This is a genomic window from Yersinia massiliensis (assembly GCF_003048255.1).
Taxonomy (GTDB): Bacteria; Pseudomonadota; Gammaproteobacteria; order Enterobacterales; family Enterobacteriaceae; genus Yersinia; species Yersinia massiliensis_A.
In genome coordinates, this window is record NZ_CP028487.1 from 3,072,596 (window position 1) to 3,088,816 (window position 16,221).

Below are 16,221 nucleotides of genomic sequence, written 5' to 3' on the forward strand. Positions count from 1 at the left end.
GATCACCAGAAAAATATTTATTATTAATGGAAGTAGTGAGTAGCCATTGGGAATAAGCCACCTATTTCACCTAAAAAAATGAGCACCCAGCGGTGCTCATCATCATGGCTGATTAGACAGAATAATCTATGGCTAGGCGGGCTGGCTCAAACGGGCCAACTGTTCGAAATAATCGGGAAACGTCTTTGCAGTACATTTAGGGTCAAGGATGGTGATCGGAATATCCGATAATGCCACCAGCGAAAAACACATCGCCATACGGTGGTCATTATACGTCCCGATCTCTGCGGTGGTTAACTGTGCAGGAGGTACGACGCGAATAAAGTCGTCACCTTCTTCAACTTGCGCGCCCACTTTTCTCAGTTCAGTTGCCATTGCGCTTAAACGGTCAGTTTCTTTGACTCGCCAGTTATAGATATTGCGAATAATCGTCGGGCCATTGGCAAATAGCGCTGTTGTCGCGATAGTCATCGCAGCATCAGGGATATGGTTCATGTCCATATCAATGCCGTGCAATTCACCACGACTACACTCAATATAATCGTCACCCCAAGTCACATTTGCGCCCATTTTTTCCAGCACATCCGCGAATTTGGTATCACCCTGCACACTTTTCTTACCGATACCTGTTACGCGCACAGTACCGCCTTTAATGGCGGCTGCGGCTAAGAAATAGGAGGCCGAAGAGGCATCACCTTCAACTAAATAAGTGCCCGGTGTACGATAAGTTTGCCCGCCTTTAATATGGAAAACCTGATAGTTTTCATGTTCAACCTTCACGCCAAAGGCACTCATCAGATGCAGGGTGATGTCGATATAAGGCTTAGAAACCAGTTCACCTTGGATCTGAATATCCGTGTCCTGTTCAGCCAATGGTGCCGTCATGAGCAGTGCGGTCAGAAATTGGCTTGAAACACTGCCATCAACTGTCAGTTTACCGCCACGAAAGCCCCCACGTAGACGCAGTGGCGGGTAGTTTTCTTGCTCGAGATAATCTATCTGAGCACCACCTTGACGTAATGCATCAACCAGATGACCAATAGGCCGCTCTTTCATTCGGGGTTCGCCAGTGAGCACGATATCGTTATTCCCCAGACACAATGCAGCGGCTAATGGTCGCATTGCCGTTCCCGCATTCCCCAAGAACAGTTCCAATGGTTGACTCGCGGTTAACTTGCCACCGACACCATCAACTTCGCAACGGGTGCGATCCGCAGAAAGGCGAACATTGACGCCCAGTGCTTGCAGCGCATTGAGCATGTGACGAATGTCATCACTGTCTAACAGGTTATTGAGCTGGGTTGTCCCTTCGGCCAGCGCGGCCAGAAGAAGTGCACGGTTAGAAACACTTTTAGAACCGGGTAAATTAACGGTGCCATTAATCAGGGCAATGGGTTGTAACGTCAGGGATTCCAGCATGGGTAAAGCACTCTCCAGTCTTCAATGATCAACAGCCCCGTATAGGTCGGGGCTGTCGTTATGGCAGATTAAATAACAATCAAAAATAAGGCATTACACGTTCGTTGAGGCTGACATCCGCCCCGAGAGATCAACCATGGCGGCGTTCAAAGTCAGCCATAAAGTCTGTTAATGCTTTAACACCTTCAATTGGCATAGCGTTATAGATAGAGGCACGCATTCCCCCTGCAACACGGTGGCCTTTCAGCGCTTGCAAGCCTTGTGCTTCGGCTTCACTCAAGAACACTTTGTCCAATGATGCATCGGCCATTTGGAAGGGGACATTCATCCAAGAACGGTTAGCAATCGCAACTTGGTTACGGTAGAACCCCGTCTTATCAATCGCGCCATAGAGTAATTCGGCCTTAGCCTGATTACGTTTTTCCATCGCACCCAAACCACCCTGCTCTTTCAGCCATTTGAAGACTAAGCCAGAGAGATACCAAGCAAAGGTCGGTGGGGTATTAAACATCGAGTCGTTCTCAGCCAACACTTTATAATCAAGGATCGACGGTAACTCTGTGCGCGCTTTACCTAATAAATCGTCACGAACGATCACCACCGTCAGACCAGCCGGACCAATATTTTTCTGAGCGCCAGCATAAATGACGCCATAGCGGCTAACATCAATCGGGCGTGAAAGGATGGATGAGGAATAATCTGCAACGACAATTTTGTCGCCGAAATCAGGTTCTTCGTTGATAGCCACGCCGTCAATGGTTTCATTCGGGCAGTAATGCACATAGGCTGCATTATCACTCAACTTCCATTGCTTCATGGGCTGAATACCTGTCAGACCGTTATCGTGAGTCGTGACATCGATAACATTCGGTATGCAGTATTTTTGTGCTTCTTTTACTGCACTGTGTGCCCAATATCCGCCGTCAATATAATCGGCACTTTTACTGTCGCCCAGCAGATTCAGTGGTACTGCGGCAAATTGTGCACGCGCGCCACCATGGCAGAATAACACTTTATAATTCGCTGGGATCTGCATCAGGTCGCGCAGATCTTTTTCTGCCTCTTCAGCGACCTGTATAAACTCTTTACTGCGGTGACTAATCTCCATCACCGACGTTCCAAGGCCATGCCAGTTACGTAATTCTTGTTCCGCACGACGTAAAACTTCAACCGGTAGCATCGCTGGACCAGCGCTAAAATTATAAACCTGTGTCATTTCCCCTCACCACACTCTACTGAGATTGCCATCGTGATAACCCATCACTCGGTTTTATCATTCGAGTCCGCCTGCTGCAATGGTTATTCGCCATCGCGAGGGAAACTTTCAACCTCACCAGCAGCAGACTGTGCCATATCTTATTCTTATCTTGAAGTTATTCACTAAACGCGGTCTTAGCACGGCGTTACAGCATGATAGATAACTCATTTTGCCCGTTGATGGTGCAAAGCCTCTACCCAATGGTGATGACCACAGCGCTGACAAGTCGCTTGGGTATCTCTGGCTAGCGAAATAATTAAGCTACATTGGCTGCAAGCATACTCACCCGCTTTCTCAATCGTCGTGAACGGTCTAATGCAGCATTTCGGCAGTACGGGCAGGCCTGGCTTGACCTGATCATCGGAGAAGAAAAAAACACTGATCGCACCGTTCACCTCTAAAATGCCAAGCCGCACTTGGCCAAGATGTTCTACACCTTGCTGGCGTAACTCCATAAAAAACTCGTCATGCGTGATATTTTCCTGCTGCATCGTTTTCCAAACAAATACGCCATCACTGACGATGATAAGGGGCTTGCCTTCCATCCATTGTTGGATTTTTTCACTGCGTGACATCAGATAAGTGGCTAGGCGATACAAAAGCATGATGCTGATAAAGACCATGACCACCGGTAAGAGTGGCACATCGTCATAAAAGGTGACGTCACCGGCGGCCGAGCCGAGTGTCAGAATGATCACCACTTCAAATAGCGACATTTGACGTACACCACGACGACCACTCAGTTTGAGAAATAAAAAAACCAGCACAAAGGTGAATAAGCACCGAATACCGACCTCAGCGAGAAATTCGATAGGAAATTTATCCAGCGCCATCCGGTTGAAATCAAAAGTTTGCATTCTATTGTTATCCTATCGTCTTAAACGCGAGTTAGAACCCAGTGGCTTCTTACTTGGTAGTGAACTCCTACCTATTAAAGGTAGTCGGCAACTAGGTATTGACGTTTTAATTCAGATTAGCGGTAACAAAATAGAAACGGAGGCCGAAGCCTCCGTCGAAGATTGATCCGTTCAATGAGCAACTAGATTAATATTTGTGGAACAACTGTTGGATTTCTTGTGGTTTTTGGGTTTGAGTTAATGCCAGTTGCAGCAATACACGTGCTTTTTGTGGGTTGAGAGAGCCAGAGGCGACAAAACCGTATTTGGTGTCATCAACTTCCGCATCTTCAGTCGTGGAACCTGTCGGTACTCGGGATGAACGTACAACGGCAACACCGTTATGAGCAGCCGTCGCCAGCGTATCGAATACAGAATGGTAGAGATTACCGTTGCCGACACCAGCACTGACAATGCCCTTATAACCATCTGCGATCAATGCTTTAGCCGGTAAATCAGAAGCATTGGCATAGTTATAAACAATACCTACCTTCGGCAAGGTATTCAGGTTGCTAATATCGAAAGCGGGTTGCCTTGGCTCGGGTTGATGAAGATAATTCACTTTACCATCATAGACATACCCTAACGATCCGGTATTCGGTGACTGGAAAGTTTGGACCGATGTCGTATTAGTTTTCATGACATCACGGCCTGCGAGCACCTGATCATTCATGGCAACCAATACACCACGTTTGGCTGAATTCGCATCGCTGGCAACCACCACCGCATTATAGAGATTCAACGGGCCATCAGCACCAAGTGCCGTAGCAGGCCGCATCGCACCAACCATGACCACAGGCTTATCGCACTTCACCGTTAGGTCGAGGAAATAGGCTGTTTCTTCCAGCGTATCGGTACCATGAGTAATGACGAACCCGTCTGTTTTGGCACAATCGGCATTAATTTTTTTCGCCAATTTCAGCCAGACTTCATCATTCATATCTTGAGAACCGATATTCACGACTTGCTCGCCTTGAATATTCGCCAGTTTTTTCATTTCTGGTACCGCATTGACCAAGGCATCAACGCCCAGTTTACCTGCGGTATAGTTGGATTTGGTGGCTGAATCGCCGCCACCCGCGATAGTTCCTCCGGTTGCCAATAAAGTAATATTGGGCAAAGCAGAGGCAGAACCGCTGATCCCTGCTAAAATTCCGGCTAATACTGTTAGCTTTATAGATTTAGTTAGCTTTATAGATTCCATAATTATGACTCCATGATTTATAAGCTAGCGAATTATCCGGAATATCCATAATAAAACTGTGACAATTACTGTACTTTAGGAATACGTGGAGCTATTAACTAAAACCCCGTATGATTGCGCGTTTTTAGTACCGCCAAAAAGTGATGACCATGACCCAAACCTTTATCCCCGGCAAAGATGCTGCACTGGAAGACTCCATTTCTCGCTTTCAGCAAAAGCTGACTGACCTCGGTTTTAATATCGAAGAAGCCTCTTGGCTCAACCCTGTTCCTCACGTTTGGTCGGTACATATCCGCGACCGCGATTGTCCGTTGTGTTTCACCAACGGCAAAGGTGCTAGCAAAAAAGCGGCACTGGCATCAGCCTTGGGTGAATATTTTGAGCGTTTATCCACGAACTATTTCTTTGCCGATTTCTATTTAGGTAAAGCCATTGCGGAAGGTGATTTTGTTCATTACCCAAACGAAAAATGGTTCCCGATCCCTGAAGATGATTTGCTGCCGGAAGGCATTTTGGATGAACATCTGCTGGCGTTTTACGATCCAGAACAAGAATTAGTCGCCAGTGATCTGGTTGATTTGCAATCAGGTAATGCCAAACGTGGTATTTGCTCGCTGCCATTTACCCGCCAGTCAGATTTAGAAACCGTCTATATTCCAATGAACATCATTGGCAATCTGTATGTTTCCAACGGCATGTCTGCTGGCAATACAGCAAATGAAGCTCGGGTACAGGCGCTGTCAGAAGTTTTTGAACGTAATGTGAAAAATCGCATTATTGCGGAATCTATCAGCTTGCCGGAAATCCCAGCCGAGGTGCTTAATCGCTATCCGGGCGTGGTGGAAGCTATCGCGAAGCTGGAAGACGAAGGTTTCCCGATCCTCTCTTATGACGCTTCTTTAGGCGGCGCATATCCGGTTATCTGTGTGGTGTTGTTTAACCCATCAAACGGCACCTGTTTCGCTTCGTTCGGTGCACACCCTGATTTTGGTGTGGCGCTGGAACGTACAGTGACCGAGTTGCTGCAAGGCCGCAGCCTAAAAGATCTAGACGTCTTTACTGCACCAACGTTTGATGACGAAGAAGTGGCTGAGCATACCAATCTGGAAACGCATTTTATCGATTCAAGCGGTTTGATCAGTTGGGATATGTTTAAAGAAGATGCCGACTATCCGTTTGTCGACTGGAGCTTTAAAGGCACCACAGAAGAAGAGTTCGCAACCTTGATGGCTATCTTCAAACAAGAAGATGCGCAAGTGTATATCGCAGACTACGAACATCTGGGCGTTTACGCTTGCCGTATTCTGGTACCCGGAATGTCTGATATTTACCCAGCAGAAGACTTGCTGATGGCAAACAACACCATGGGTGTTCATCTGCGTGACACGTTGTTGGCCTTACCAGATAGCGATTGGCAGCCTGCGCAGTACTTGGAACTCATCCAGCAGCTCGATGATGAAGGGCTAGACGATTTTGCCCGCGTACGTGAGTTATTGGGTATCGCGAGTGGGAAAGATAACGGCTGGTATACTCTGCGAGTCGGTGAGCTGAAATCGATGTTGGCCTTAGCAGGCGGCGATCTAGAGCTTGGGCTAATTTGGCTTGAATGGACACAGGACTTCAACTCTTCGGTCTTCACCGCAAAACAGGCCAACTATTACCGTTGTCTGCAAACCCTTTTGTTGCTGACTCAAGAACCTGACCGTGAACCGATGCAATATCACAGCGCATTCGTGAAAATGTATGGTGCAGAAGCCGTAGAAGCTGCCTCCGCTGTCTTAGCGGGCGAAGAACGCTTCCACGGCCTGTTCAGTGTAGATGAAGACCTGAAAGCATTACCTGCACACCAAGCACTGCTCGGTGCTTACGCCAAGTTGCAAGCAGCCAAACGCCGCTACTGGGTTAAAGGCGAGTAAAACTTCATTCTCCCGCTGATTAATCAATAATTGGCGGGAAATGCTCCCTTGAAAAGCCGCTTATTTATCGTTGCATTTATTCCCATCCCAAATAAGCATCAATTACTGAGTTGAACAATTGTTTTTGTCATAAAAAAACGTTATTTTCTGACGCCGCTTCTGTAGATAAACAGAACTATTAAACAAATATTATTGGCTGAAGAAAAAAAGCAGACAAAGAGGTGAATAAATAGTTAATTTTTTATTAACGTCAATAATAAAAATAACTACAAACCTTCTTATTGATTAACCTTCCGAGTGGCATCAAAACCTCTCAATCAAAATTTTTTGTAAATATTAAAATAATTTTTTATCTTAAAAATCAAATCGTTAATGCCATTATCCACACATTTCATAATGATTCCTTCGTAGCTAAACTCACGCAATATGATCCATATCAATTTTCACGCTATACTGCTTTGCTAGTATCTCGTTGTGCTTTATTAACCCTTAAGAGAGAGTTAGTGTGAAAGCTGACAACCCCTTCGATGCCTTATTACCTGCGGCGATGGCTAAAGTAGCCGAAGATGCCGGTGTCTACAAAGCCACCAAGCATCCGCTAAAAACGTTTTATTTAGCGATTACTGCTGGTGTGTTTATTTCAATTGCGTTTGTTTTTTATATTACTGCGACTACCGGTACTGCTGGCGTGCCTTTTGGTTTTGCCAAGTTAGTGGGTGGTATTTGTTTCTCCTTGGGGCTAATGTTAGTAGTAGTGTGCGGGGGCGACCTTTTCACTTCTACCGTACTGACAACTGTTGCTAAAGCCAGTGGCCGTATTACTTGGCGTCAACTAGGCTGCAACTGGGTTAATGTCTATATTGGGAACCTTTTCGGGGCACTCTTCTTCGTTGCACTTATCTGGTTCGCCGGCCAATACACCGTAGCAAATGGTCAATGGGGGCTAAATGTCCTGCAAACAGCCGACCACAAATTGCACCATACTTTTATTGAAGCAGTCTGTTTGGGGATTTTAGCAAACTTGATGGTTTGCTTGGCGGTTTGGATGAGTTACTCCGGCCGTACCATAATGGATAAAATGTTTGCGATGATTCTACCGGTGGGCATGTTTGTTGCCAGCGGCTTTGAGCATAGTATCGCCAATATGTTTATGATTCCTATGGGTATTGTGATTAAAAACTTCGCTTCGCCTGAGTTTTGGCAATCCATAGGAACAGCACCAGAGCACTTTGCTAACCTAACTGTAAGTAACTTTGTCATTGATAACCTGATTCCAGTCACTATTGGCAACATCATTGGTGGTGGATTACTGGTTGGCTTAACTTACTGGGTAATTTATCTGCGCGGTGACCAGCAACACTAAGTGTGGCCGCACACGGTTTTCGAAGAAATTAACATTAAAAGGTAGATGCATTATGACCGAACTTAATGAGAAATTGGCCAAAGCATGGCAAGGTTTTACCCAGGGTGACTGGCAGAACGAAGTAAACGTTCGTGACTTCATCCAAAAGAACTATACCCCTTATGAAGGCGATGAGTCCTTCCTTGCCGGCTCTACCGAAGCAACCGACAAGCTGTGGGCGCAAGTCATGGAAGGGATCAAACTGGAAAACCGCACTCATGCACCAGTTGATTTCGATACCGACGTTGTTGCGACCATCACTTCCCATGATGCTGGTTATATCAATAAAGATCTGGAAACTATCGTTGGTTTGCAGACTGAAAAACCATTAAAACGTGCTCTGATCCCATTCGGCGGCATCAAAATGGTTGAAGGCTCTTGCAAAGTTTACGGCCGTGAACTTGACCCGCAACTGAAAAAAGTCTTCACCGACTACCGTAAAACGCACAACCAAGGTGTGTTTGACGTTTACACCAAAGACATCCTGAACTGCCGTAAATCTGGCGTATTGACTGGCTTGCCAGATGCCTATGGTCGTGGCCGTATCATCGGTGACTATCGTCGCGTAGCCGTCTACGGTATCGACTTCCTGATGAAAGACAAACTGGCTCAGTTCAATTCTTTACAGGATGATCTGGAAAACGGCAAAGATCTGGAAATGACTATCCAGCTGCGCGAAGAAATTGCTGAACAGCATCGTGCTCTGAATCAGATCAAACAAATGGCCGCCAAATATGGTTGCGATATCTCAGGCCCAGCAACAAATGCTCGTGAAGCTGTACAGTGGACTTACTTCGGCTACTTAGCTGCGGTTAAATCCCAGAACGGCGCAGCAATGTCCTTCGGTCGTGTTTCTACTTTCCTTGACGTTTATATCGAACGTGACATGAAAGAAGGCAAACTGACTGAAATCGAAGCGCAGGAATTAATCGACCATTTGGTGATGAAACTGCGTATGGTTCGCTTCCTGCGTACCCCTGAGTATGATGAACTGTTCTCTGGTGACCCAATTTGGGCAACTGAGTCTCTAGCCGGTATGGGCGTTGATGGCCGTACTCTGGTGACTAAAACCAGCTTCCGCTTCTTGAATACCCTGTACACCATGGGGCCATCTCCAGAGCCGAACATGACCATTCTGTGGTCTGAAAAACTGCCACTGAACTTCAAAAAATACGCAGCTAAAGTGTCTATCGATACTTCATCTGTACAGTATGAAAACGATGATCTGATGCGCCCTGACTTCAACAACGATGACTATGCTATCGCTTGTTGTGTTAGCCCGATGATTGTCGGTAAACAAATGCAGTTCTTCGGTGCTCGTGCAAACTTGGCAAAAACCATGTTGTACGCAATCAACGGCGGCGTTGACGAAAAACTGAAAATCCAAGTTGGTCCTAAAGAAGCACCAATGATGGATGAAGTGCTGGACTATGACAAAGTCATGGATCGCATGGATCACTTTATGGATTGGCTGGCCAAACAATACGTGACCTCGCTGAACATCATTCACTACATGCATGACAAATACAGCTATGAAGCTGCGTTGATGGCACTGCATGACCGTGATGTTTATCGCACCATGGCATGTGGTATCGCAGGTCTGTCTGTTGCGGCTGACTCATTGTCTGCTATCAAATATGCCAAAGTAAGCACCATTCGTGATGCTGATGGCTTGGCTATCGACTTCAATATCGAAGGCGAATATCCACAGTTTGGTAACAATGACTCACGTGTAGATGACATTGCTTGTGACCTGGTTGAGCGCTTCATGAAGAAAATTCAGAAGCTGCGTACTTACCGTGGCGCTGTTGCCACTCAGTCCGTACTGACCATTACCTCTAACGTGGTTTATGGTAAGAAAACCGGTAACACTCCAGATGGTCGTCGCGCTGGTGCGCCATTCGGCCCAGGTGCGAACCCAATGCATGGCCGTGACCAGAAAGGTGCTGTTGCCTCTCTGACTTCCGTTGCTAAACTGCCGTTTGCTTACGCTAAAGATGGTATTTCTTACACCTTCTCTATCGTGCCAAACGCACTGGGTAAAGATGACGAAGTTCGTAAAGCGAACTTGGCAGGTCTGATGGATGGTTACTTCCATCACGAAGCGTCCATCGAAGGTGGTCAACACTTGAACGTGAACGTCATGAACCGTGAAATGCTGTTAGATGCGATGGAAAATCCGGAAAAATATCCGCAATTGACTATCCGTGTATCAGGTTACGCTGTTCGTTTTAACTCGCTGACGAAAGAACAGCAGCAAGACGTTATTACACGTACATTTACTCAGTCGATATAAGTTTTAGACCTTACATAATTCGAGTTGCAAGTAGGCTGTAACAGAGTATCACCAGTGGCTTATACCAATAAGTCGCTGGGTAATCGAAAACAACCTACTCACTTGCAGTTTGAAGTATGACAGTCATAACTAAAATAGATTAGACTAAAGGCTCCACCTTAGTGGGGCCTTTATTTATTCAGTATTGGAGTAACCTGCAATGTCCGTACTTGGCCGCATTCACTCATTTGAATCCTGTGGCACCGTTGATGGCCCTGGTATTCGATTTATCGTCTTCTTCCAGGGTTGTTTGATGCGTTGCCTGTATTGCCATAACCGTGATACTTGGGACACCCATGGCGGTAAAGAAGTTACCGTTGAAGAATTGGTCAAAGAAGCCGTTACCTATCGCCACTTTATGAATGCTTCTGGCGGCGGTGTCACTGCCTCCGGCGGAGAAGCTATCTTACAGGCTGAATTTGTTCGCGATTGGTTCCGTGCCTGTCACGAAGAAGGTATTCACACTTGTCTGGACACCAACGGTTTTGTTCGCCGTTATGATCCCGTTATCGATGAATTACTCGATGCGACCGATTTAGTGATGCTGGACTTGAAACAAATGGATGATAGCGTGCATCAGAATTTGGTGGGCGTGTCCAATCACCGTACGCTGGAATTTGCCCGCTATTTGGCAAAACGTAACCAGAAAACTTGGATCCGCTATGTGGTGGTGCCAGGTTGGTCAGACGATGATAAATCTGCGCATATGTTGGGTGAGTTTACCCAGAATATGACCAATATCGAGAAGATAGAGTTACTGCCTTACCATGAGTTAGGTAAGCATAAGTGGATTGCGATGGGCGAAGAATACAAGTTGGATGGAGTAAAACCGCCGACAGCGGAGATTATGGACCGCGTAAAAGGTATTCTGGAAAGCTATGGACACAAAGTGATCTACTAAAAGCCGTGTTTCGGCTGACCCAAGCCAAACAAAATAATATTCAATCAATGCCGCCCGTTGGGTATCCGACTGGCGGCATTATTTTGGCCGTTAAATCGCGGCATAAGGCGTTTGCTGCTGATCGGGCTTACGCAGCAACATCATCAAATACACCAACGCGACGCCAGCAATCATGATGAACAATAAATTGTCTGAGTAACGCTGCATCAGCAATGAAGTCATGGTCGGGCCGGTCAGGCTGCCAATGGTATAACTCATCAAAAGTGCCTGATTCATCGCCACTAATTCGTCAGCACTGGCTTTTTCGCACGCCCACGCCATCGCGACCGGATAAAGGGTAAACCCCGCGCATCCTAAAATAAATAATGCTGGCGCCAAGGCGTAATGACCCAAGATGGCGACACTCCCCAAGATCACAACAAACACCTGAATACGTAGCACCAGTAAGCGACCATAACGGTCTGCCATCTTGCCAATCGGCCATTGACCGATAATCCCAGAACTCACCAGCAAGGCCATCCACCATCCGACACTGGCATCACTCATTCCTTGATGGGATAAATACAACGGCAGCAGCCCATACAGAGAACCTAATAGGACACCTGAGATAATGCAGCCATTGATACCCAAACGCGCGCTACGGCGCTTTAGCATCGGCCAAATAGCGACATGAGAGGATTCACTCCCCTCCTGATGTGAGAAATGGGCAAACAGCAGCGGCAACATCGCGGTAATCACTAATGCACTGACCCACGGGATGACATTAAGTAGTTTTGTCGACACAACACCCAGCAGCAGTTGCCCAGTCACGGTCCCCAAATAGTAAACCATCATATAGGCGGCCAACAGTTGCCCACGGTTAGTTAACGTACCGCTGCGTAGTAAAGCGCTTTCGACAATAACCCAAATTAGCGCACAAGCAACACCAGCGAAGAAGCGCCAGCCCAACCAGCTCCAAAAATCGACTGATAGCATGAGGCCACAGGTCGCTAGAGCAAATAAAATGCAGGAATAATGATAACTGCGATTAAATCCTAATCCTTGAATTAAACGCCCAGCAATCAGTGTTCCAACTAAGTTCCCCGTGAAATAGGATGAGCTAACCATCCCCACTTGCCAGGTCGGCAACTGTTGATGGGATAGCCACAAAGGAACCAATGTATTTAAAACCGCGATAGAAATCGTAAACAACAAAAGCCCACAGAGCAAAAGTAGCACCGGGCGAGAATATGCGGACATGATAAGAAAAAAACCGTCGGAGCGATGAGAGTGAGCGCATCATGCCACTGGCGATAAAAAAGTCAATTGCCGCTCTGATGGGGATAGCACAATATGCTGGTTTGCCCGAGGATAAGCGAACGGGACTCGAAGCCGTATTCTAAAAAAGAAAAAGCGCCCGAGGGCGCTTTATAACGAACAAATGATAAAAGCAGCAATTTTCAATCAACCACTTTTTACTCACTCGTCCCTATTAACCGATAAACTCAAGACCACCCATGTATGGGCGCAAAACTTCTGGCACTTGGATACGGCCATCAGCTTGCTGGTAGTTTTCCAATACCGCCACTAAGGTACGACCAACTGCCAGACCTGAACCATTCAATGTATGCACCAAACGGGTCTTTCTATCCGTTTTATTACGGCAACGAGCTTGCATACGGCGAGCTTGGAAATCCCAACAGTTGGAGCATGAAGAGATTTCACGGTAGGTATCTTGTGCCGGTAGCCATACTTCCAGATCGTAAGTCTTGCTGGAACCAAAGCCCATATCCCCAGTACACAGCAGCACTTTACGGTACGGTAATTCCAGTAATTGCAGCACTTTCTCTGCATGACCAGTCAACTCTTCCAGTGCCGCCATTGAATCTTCAGGGCGGGTTATCTGCACCATCTCGACTTTATCGAACTGATGCATACGAATTAAGCCACGAGTATCACGACCATAAGAACCCGCTTCTGAACGGAAGCATGGCGTATGTGCAGTCATTTTCAGTGGTAAGGATTCTTCTTCCAGAATCTCATCACGTATTAAGTTAGTCAGCGGGACTTCAGCCGTAGGAATCAAAGCATAATTGCTGCTATCTGATTCTTCTTCGAGTGGTTTAGTGTGGAACAAGTCCTCGCCAAATTTTGGCAACTGACCAGTACCATACAACGTGGCATGGTTGACCAAATAAGGAACGTAAGCTTCTAGATAGCCATGTTTCTCGGTATGTAAGTCCAGCATAAACTGAGACAGCGCACGGTGCATGCGAGCAATTTGCCCTTTCATCACCACAAAACGCGCACCGGTCAGTTTCACCGCAGCAGCGAAATCAAGGCCACCGGCCATTTCACCCAAGGAAACGTGATCTCTCACCTCAAAGTCATACTTGCGTGGTTCACCCCAACGGCTAACTTCAAGGTTGTCATTTTCATCTTTGCCAACGGGCACAGAATCATCTGGTAGGTTTGGAATCGACAAGGCTAAGTCACGGATTTCGTTTTGCAACTTATCCAATTCGACTTTTGCGGCATCCAGTTTTTCACCCAGCACATTGACTTCTAAACGCAATGGTTCGATATCTTCGCCACGCGCCTTGGCCGCACCAATCAATTTCGATCGAGCGTTACGTTCTGCTTGCAGACTTTCTGTTTCAACCTGTAAAACTTTGCGGCGCTCTTCTTGTTGGCGCAACATCTCAACATCAAGTTTAAAACCTCTGCGAGCCAGTTTTTCGGCGACTGCGTCTAGCTCATTGCGCAGCATATTGGGATCGAGCATGCTAGTCCTGTGCTTGTAGTTATGGATATACCCATATGAATATCGGGCATAAATGGTTAGTGAAAGCGAATTTAACGCTGTAAGCGGTTAAAGTGGTGTAAACAGCCACTTACCAAGCAGTTATAGCGCTAACCTTACCGCAACGGCAAGGCTAGCGGTAGCGTTTTATCGGGCTATTTTGATCCTGCTCAGCCAACCATGCCAGCTTTTCACCGATTTTCCCTTCCAAGCCTCGGGGCGATGGAGAATAGTAGCGGGTAGCGGCCATTTCAGGTGGGAAATAGTTCTCACCTGCGGCATAGGCATGTTGTTCATCATGCGCGTAGCGATATTCCGCGCCCAATCCCATTTCTTTCATCAATTTGGTCGGTGCATTACGCAGATGTTCTGGCACATCAAAATCAGGTTTGTCACGCGCATCCTGCATCGCGGCTTTAAACGCGGTATAAACTGCATTGCTTTTTGGTGCGCAGGCCAGATAAACAATCGCTTGAGCAATTGCCCGCTCACCTTCAGCCGGGCCGACGCGGGTAAAACAATCCCAAGCCGAGATGGCGACTTGCATGGCCCGAGGGTCTGCGTTACCCACATCTTCCGATGCAATCGCCAGCAAGCGCCGTGCGACATATAGCGGATCACCGCCAGCGGTGATAATCCGCGCATACCAATACAAAGCGGCATCTGGGGCTGAGCCACGAATAGATTTATGTACCGCTGAAATCAGATCGTAATAACGGTCGCCTTTATTATCAAAGCGAGCACTCCGTTCACCAGAAACTTCTTTAAGCAAATCAGGGGTTAACACACGTACCCCATTGGCATCAATTTCTGCCATATCTGCCATCATTTCTAGGCTGTTCAAGGCGCGGCGAGCATCCCCACCCACCAGTTCAGACATCATTCGGCGGGTTTCATCGAGTAACTTGATGTTCTGCCCGCCATAGCCACGCTGGCTATCTGACATCGCTTGATCAATTACTTTTTCAATATCAGCAGCCGTAAGTGACTTCAACAAATAGACGCGCGCACGGGAGAGCAAAGCTGAATTGAGTTCAAACGAAGGGTTTTCAGTGGTAGCACCGATAAAGGTGATTGTGCCATCTTCAATATGGGGTAAAAATGCATCCTGCTGACTTTTATTGAAGCGATGGACTTCGTCCACAAACAATATCGTGCGCCGCCCTGCGTCCCTATTTTGTCGAGCCCGTTCGATTGCTTCGCGAATCTCTTTTATGCCAGAGGTCACCGCAGAAATACGCTCAACGTCTGCTTGTCCATAACGACCAATCACTTCTGCTAAGGTGGTTTTGCCGGTTCCCGGTGGCCCCCAAAGGATCATGGAGTGTAACTGCCCGGCAACGATTGCCCGCGGTAGCGGTTTACCCGGAGCCAGCAGATGCTGCTGACCAATATATTGATCCAACGTCAAAGGCCGCATCCGCGCGGCCAGTGGTTGAAACTCATTTTGGGAAAAATCGAGGGACATATTACTCACACAAACCTCACTGCCGCTGGTCGTCCAGCGTCACACCTTTAGGTAGGGTAAACTTAAATTTGCTGGCATCCGCTGAGCTATTCTGTTGCCCTTTAAGCGTATAGGCACTGCGCTGCCCATCCTGCTCAACCGCAGTAAAGCTTTTGATAGTGCCTGTTGGTGACACCGTAATCGCAAATTGCTTCAGATTGCCGCTTGCACTTTTTGGCGTCAGCTCGAAATCGTCACCTTTTTGCTTCACATTGTATTGCTTCCAATCATCTGGATTGTTGCGAGTAATCAGCATGAACGGTGTATTGCCCGTCGCATTTTTTAACCAAGTTGCCGTCGCTTGCTCAACAAATGGGTTGTAGAACCACAATGTCTCACCATCGGAAATCAGGACACTCTCATCTGGTGAAGTCATATGCCAGTTAAAAAGATTGGGCCGTTTAACCCACAGTTCACCTTCACCTTCCTGCACTGCCGCACCATCAGCGGTGGTGACTTTCTGCGAGAAGTTAGCATGGAAACTGTTCACCTTACTCAGGCGACCTTGCAAGTCAGAGCTGGCATCGGCCAAAACTGGCGTTGAAATCAAGCCAGATAACAGACAGCAAGCAACAAGCAGTTTTTTCATTATTCTAAATAC

Annotated in this window: 12 protein-coding genes; 4 read left to right on the plus strand and 8 right to left on the minus strand. The window is 47.0% G+C overall.

What is annotated here, in order from left to right; genetic code table 11:
- Window positions 1-132: 132 nt before the first annotated feature.
- The 4 genes from aroA to ansB all read right to left on the minus strand — a co-directional run bounded on the left by aroA (window position 133) and on the right by ansB (window position 4,777).
- On the minus strand, window positions 133-1,419 hold the full coding sequence (aroA, locus tag DA391_RS14410) for a 3-phosphoshikimate 1-carboxyvinyltransferase (RefSeq protein WP_050081440.1): 1,287 nt from the start codon (window positions 1,417-1,419) through the stop codon (window positions 133-135).
- A 130-nt stretch (window positions 1,420-1,549) separates the two neighbouring features.
- Window positions 1,550-2,635 carry a 3-phosphoserine/phosphohydroxythreonine transaminase gene (gene serC, locus DA391_RS14415; RefSeq protein WP_050878981.1) on the minus strand — a complete coding sequence of 362 codons (1,086 nt, stop codon included), beginning with the start codon at window positions 2,633-2,635 and terminating at the stop codon, window positions 1,550-1,552.
- A 206-nt stretch (window positions 2,636-2,841) separates the two neighbouring features.
- A complete protein-coding gene (locus DA391_RS14420; RefSeq protein ID WP_050286091.1) occupies window positions 2,842-3,534 on the minus strand; it encodes a DUF421 domain-containing protein in 693 nt (230 codons plus the stop codon).
- Between the two features lie 187 nt (window positions 3,535-3,721).
- A complete protein-coding gene (gene ansB, locus DA391_RS14425) occupies window positions 3,722-4,777 on the minus strand; it encodes an L-asparaginase 2 (protein WP_108087905.1) in 1,056 nt (351 codons plus the stop codon).
- Window positions 4,778-4,926: 149 nt separating this feature from the next.
- On the opposite strand from ansB, the gene ycaO reads away from it, so the two are divergent.
- The 4 genes from ycaO (at window position 4,927) to pflA (ending at window position 11,331) form a co-directional block, all read left to right on the plus strand.
- Window positions 4,927-6,693 (plus strand): 30S ribosomal protein S12 methylthiotransferase accessory factor YcaO, encoded by a 1,767-nt coding sequence (gene ycaO / locus DA391_RS14430; protein ID WP_050873290.1) that lies wholly within the window; start codon window positions 4,927-4,929, stop codon window positions 6,691-6,693.
- Window positions 6,694-7,198: 505 nt separating this feature from the next.
- On the plus strand, window positions 7,199-8,056 hold the full coding sequence (focA, locus tag DA391_RS14435; protein WP_050081435.1) for a formate transporter FocA: 858 nt from the start codon (window positions 7,199-7,201) through the stop codon (window positions 8,054-8,056).
- A 52-nt stretch (window positions 8,057-8,108) separates the two neighbouring features.
- Window positions 8,109-10,391 carry a formate C-acetyltransferase gene (pflB, locus tag DA391_RS14440; protein ID WP_050081434.1) on the plus strand — a complete coding sequence of 761 codons (2,283 nt, stop codon included), beginning with the start codon at window positions 8,109-8,111 and terminating at the stop codon, window positions 10,389-10,391.
- Window positions 10,392-10,590: 199 nt separating this feature from the next.
- A complete protein-coding gene (pflA, locus tag DA391_RS14445; RefSeq protein WP_005171041.1) occupies window positions 10,591-11,331 on the plus strand; it encodes a pyruvate formate lyase 1-activating protein in 741 nt (246 codons plus the stop codon).
- Between the two features lie 90 nt (window positions 11,332-11,421).
- Here the strand turns inward: pflA and DA391_RS14450 are convergent, their stop codons facing one another.
- The 4 genes from DA391_RS14450 to lolA form a co-directional block, all read right to left on the minus strand.
- Entirely contained in the window at window positions 11,422-12,570 is a 1,149-nt protein-coding gene (locus DA391_RS14450) for an MFS transporter (protein ID WP_049605352.1), read from the minus strand.
- A gap of 232 nt (window positions 12,571-12,802) precedes the next feature.
- Entirely contained in the window at window positions 12,803-14,095 is a 1,293-nt protein-coding gene (gene serS / locus DA391_RS14455; RefSeq protein WP_050081433.1) for a serine--tRNA ligase, read from the minus strand.
- 151 nt (window positions 14,096-14,246) lie between these two features.
- Window positions 14,247-15,590, minus strand: a complete 1,344-nt coding sequence (locus tag DA391_RS14460; RefSeq protein ID WP_108087906.1) for a replication-associated recombination protein A — start codon at window positions 15,588-15,590, stop codon at window positions 14,247-14,249.
- A 7-nt stretch (window positions 15,591-15,597) separates the two neighbouring features.
- Window positions 15,598-16,209: an outer membrane lipoprotein chaperone LolA gene (gene lolA, locus DA391_RS14465; RefSeq protein ID WP_050081432.1), complete on the minus strand. Its 612-nt coding sequence runs from the start codon at window positions 16,207-16,209 to the stop codon at window positions 15,598-15,600.
- Window positions 16,210-16,221 lie beyond the last annotated feature (12 nt).

What these genes read in the sequence shown, in the direction of transcription:
- DA391_RS14450 (WP_049605352.1), bottom strand. Translation starts at nt 12,570, where the DNA reads ATGTCCGCATATTCTCGCCCGGTGCTACTTTTGCTCTGTGGGCTTTTG.
- lolA (WP_050081432.1), bottom strand. Translation starts at nt 16,209, where the DNA reads ATGAAAAAACTGCTTGTTGCTTGCTGTCTGTTATCTGGCTTGATTTCA.
- ycaO (WP_050873290.1), top strand. Translation starts at nt 4,927, where the DNA reads ATGACCCAAACCTTTATCCCCGGCAAAGATGCTGCACTGGAAGACTCC.
- pflB (WP_050081434.1), top strand. Translation starts at nt 8,109, where the DNA reads ATGACCGAACTTAATGAGAAATTGGCCAAAGCATGGCAAGGTTTTACC.
- ansB (WP_108087905.1), bottom strand. Translation starts at nt 4,777, where the DNA reads ATGGAATCTATAAAGCTAACTAAATCTATAAAGCTAACAGTATTAGCC.
- serC (WP_050878981.1), bottom strand. Translation starts at nt 2,635, where the DNA reads ATGACACAGGTTTATAATTTTAGCGCTGGTCCAGCGATGCTACCGGTT.
- serS (WP_050081433.1), bottom strand. Translation starts at nt 14,095, where the DNA reads ATGCTCGATCCCAATATGCTGCGCAATGAGCTAGACGCAGTCGCCGAA.
- aroA (WP_050081440.1), bottom strand. Translation starts at nt 1,419, where the DNA reads ATGCTGGAATCCCTGACGTTACAACCCATTGCCCTGATTAATGGCACC.
- DA391_RS14420 (WP_050286091.1), bottom strand. Translation starts at nt 3,534, where the DNA reads ATGCAAACTTTTGATTTCAACCGGATGGCGCTGGATAAATTTCCTATC.
- pflA (WP_005171041.1), top strand. Translation starts at nt 10,591, where the DNA reads ATGTCCGTACTTGGCCGCATTCACTCATTTGAATCCTGTGGCACCGTT.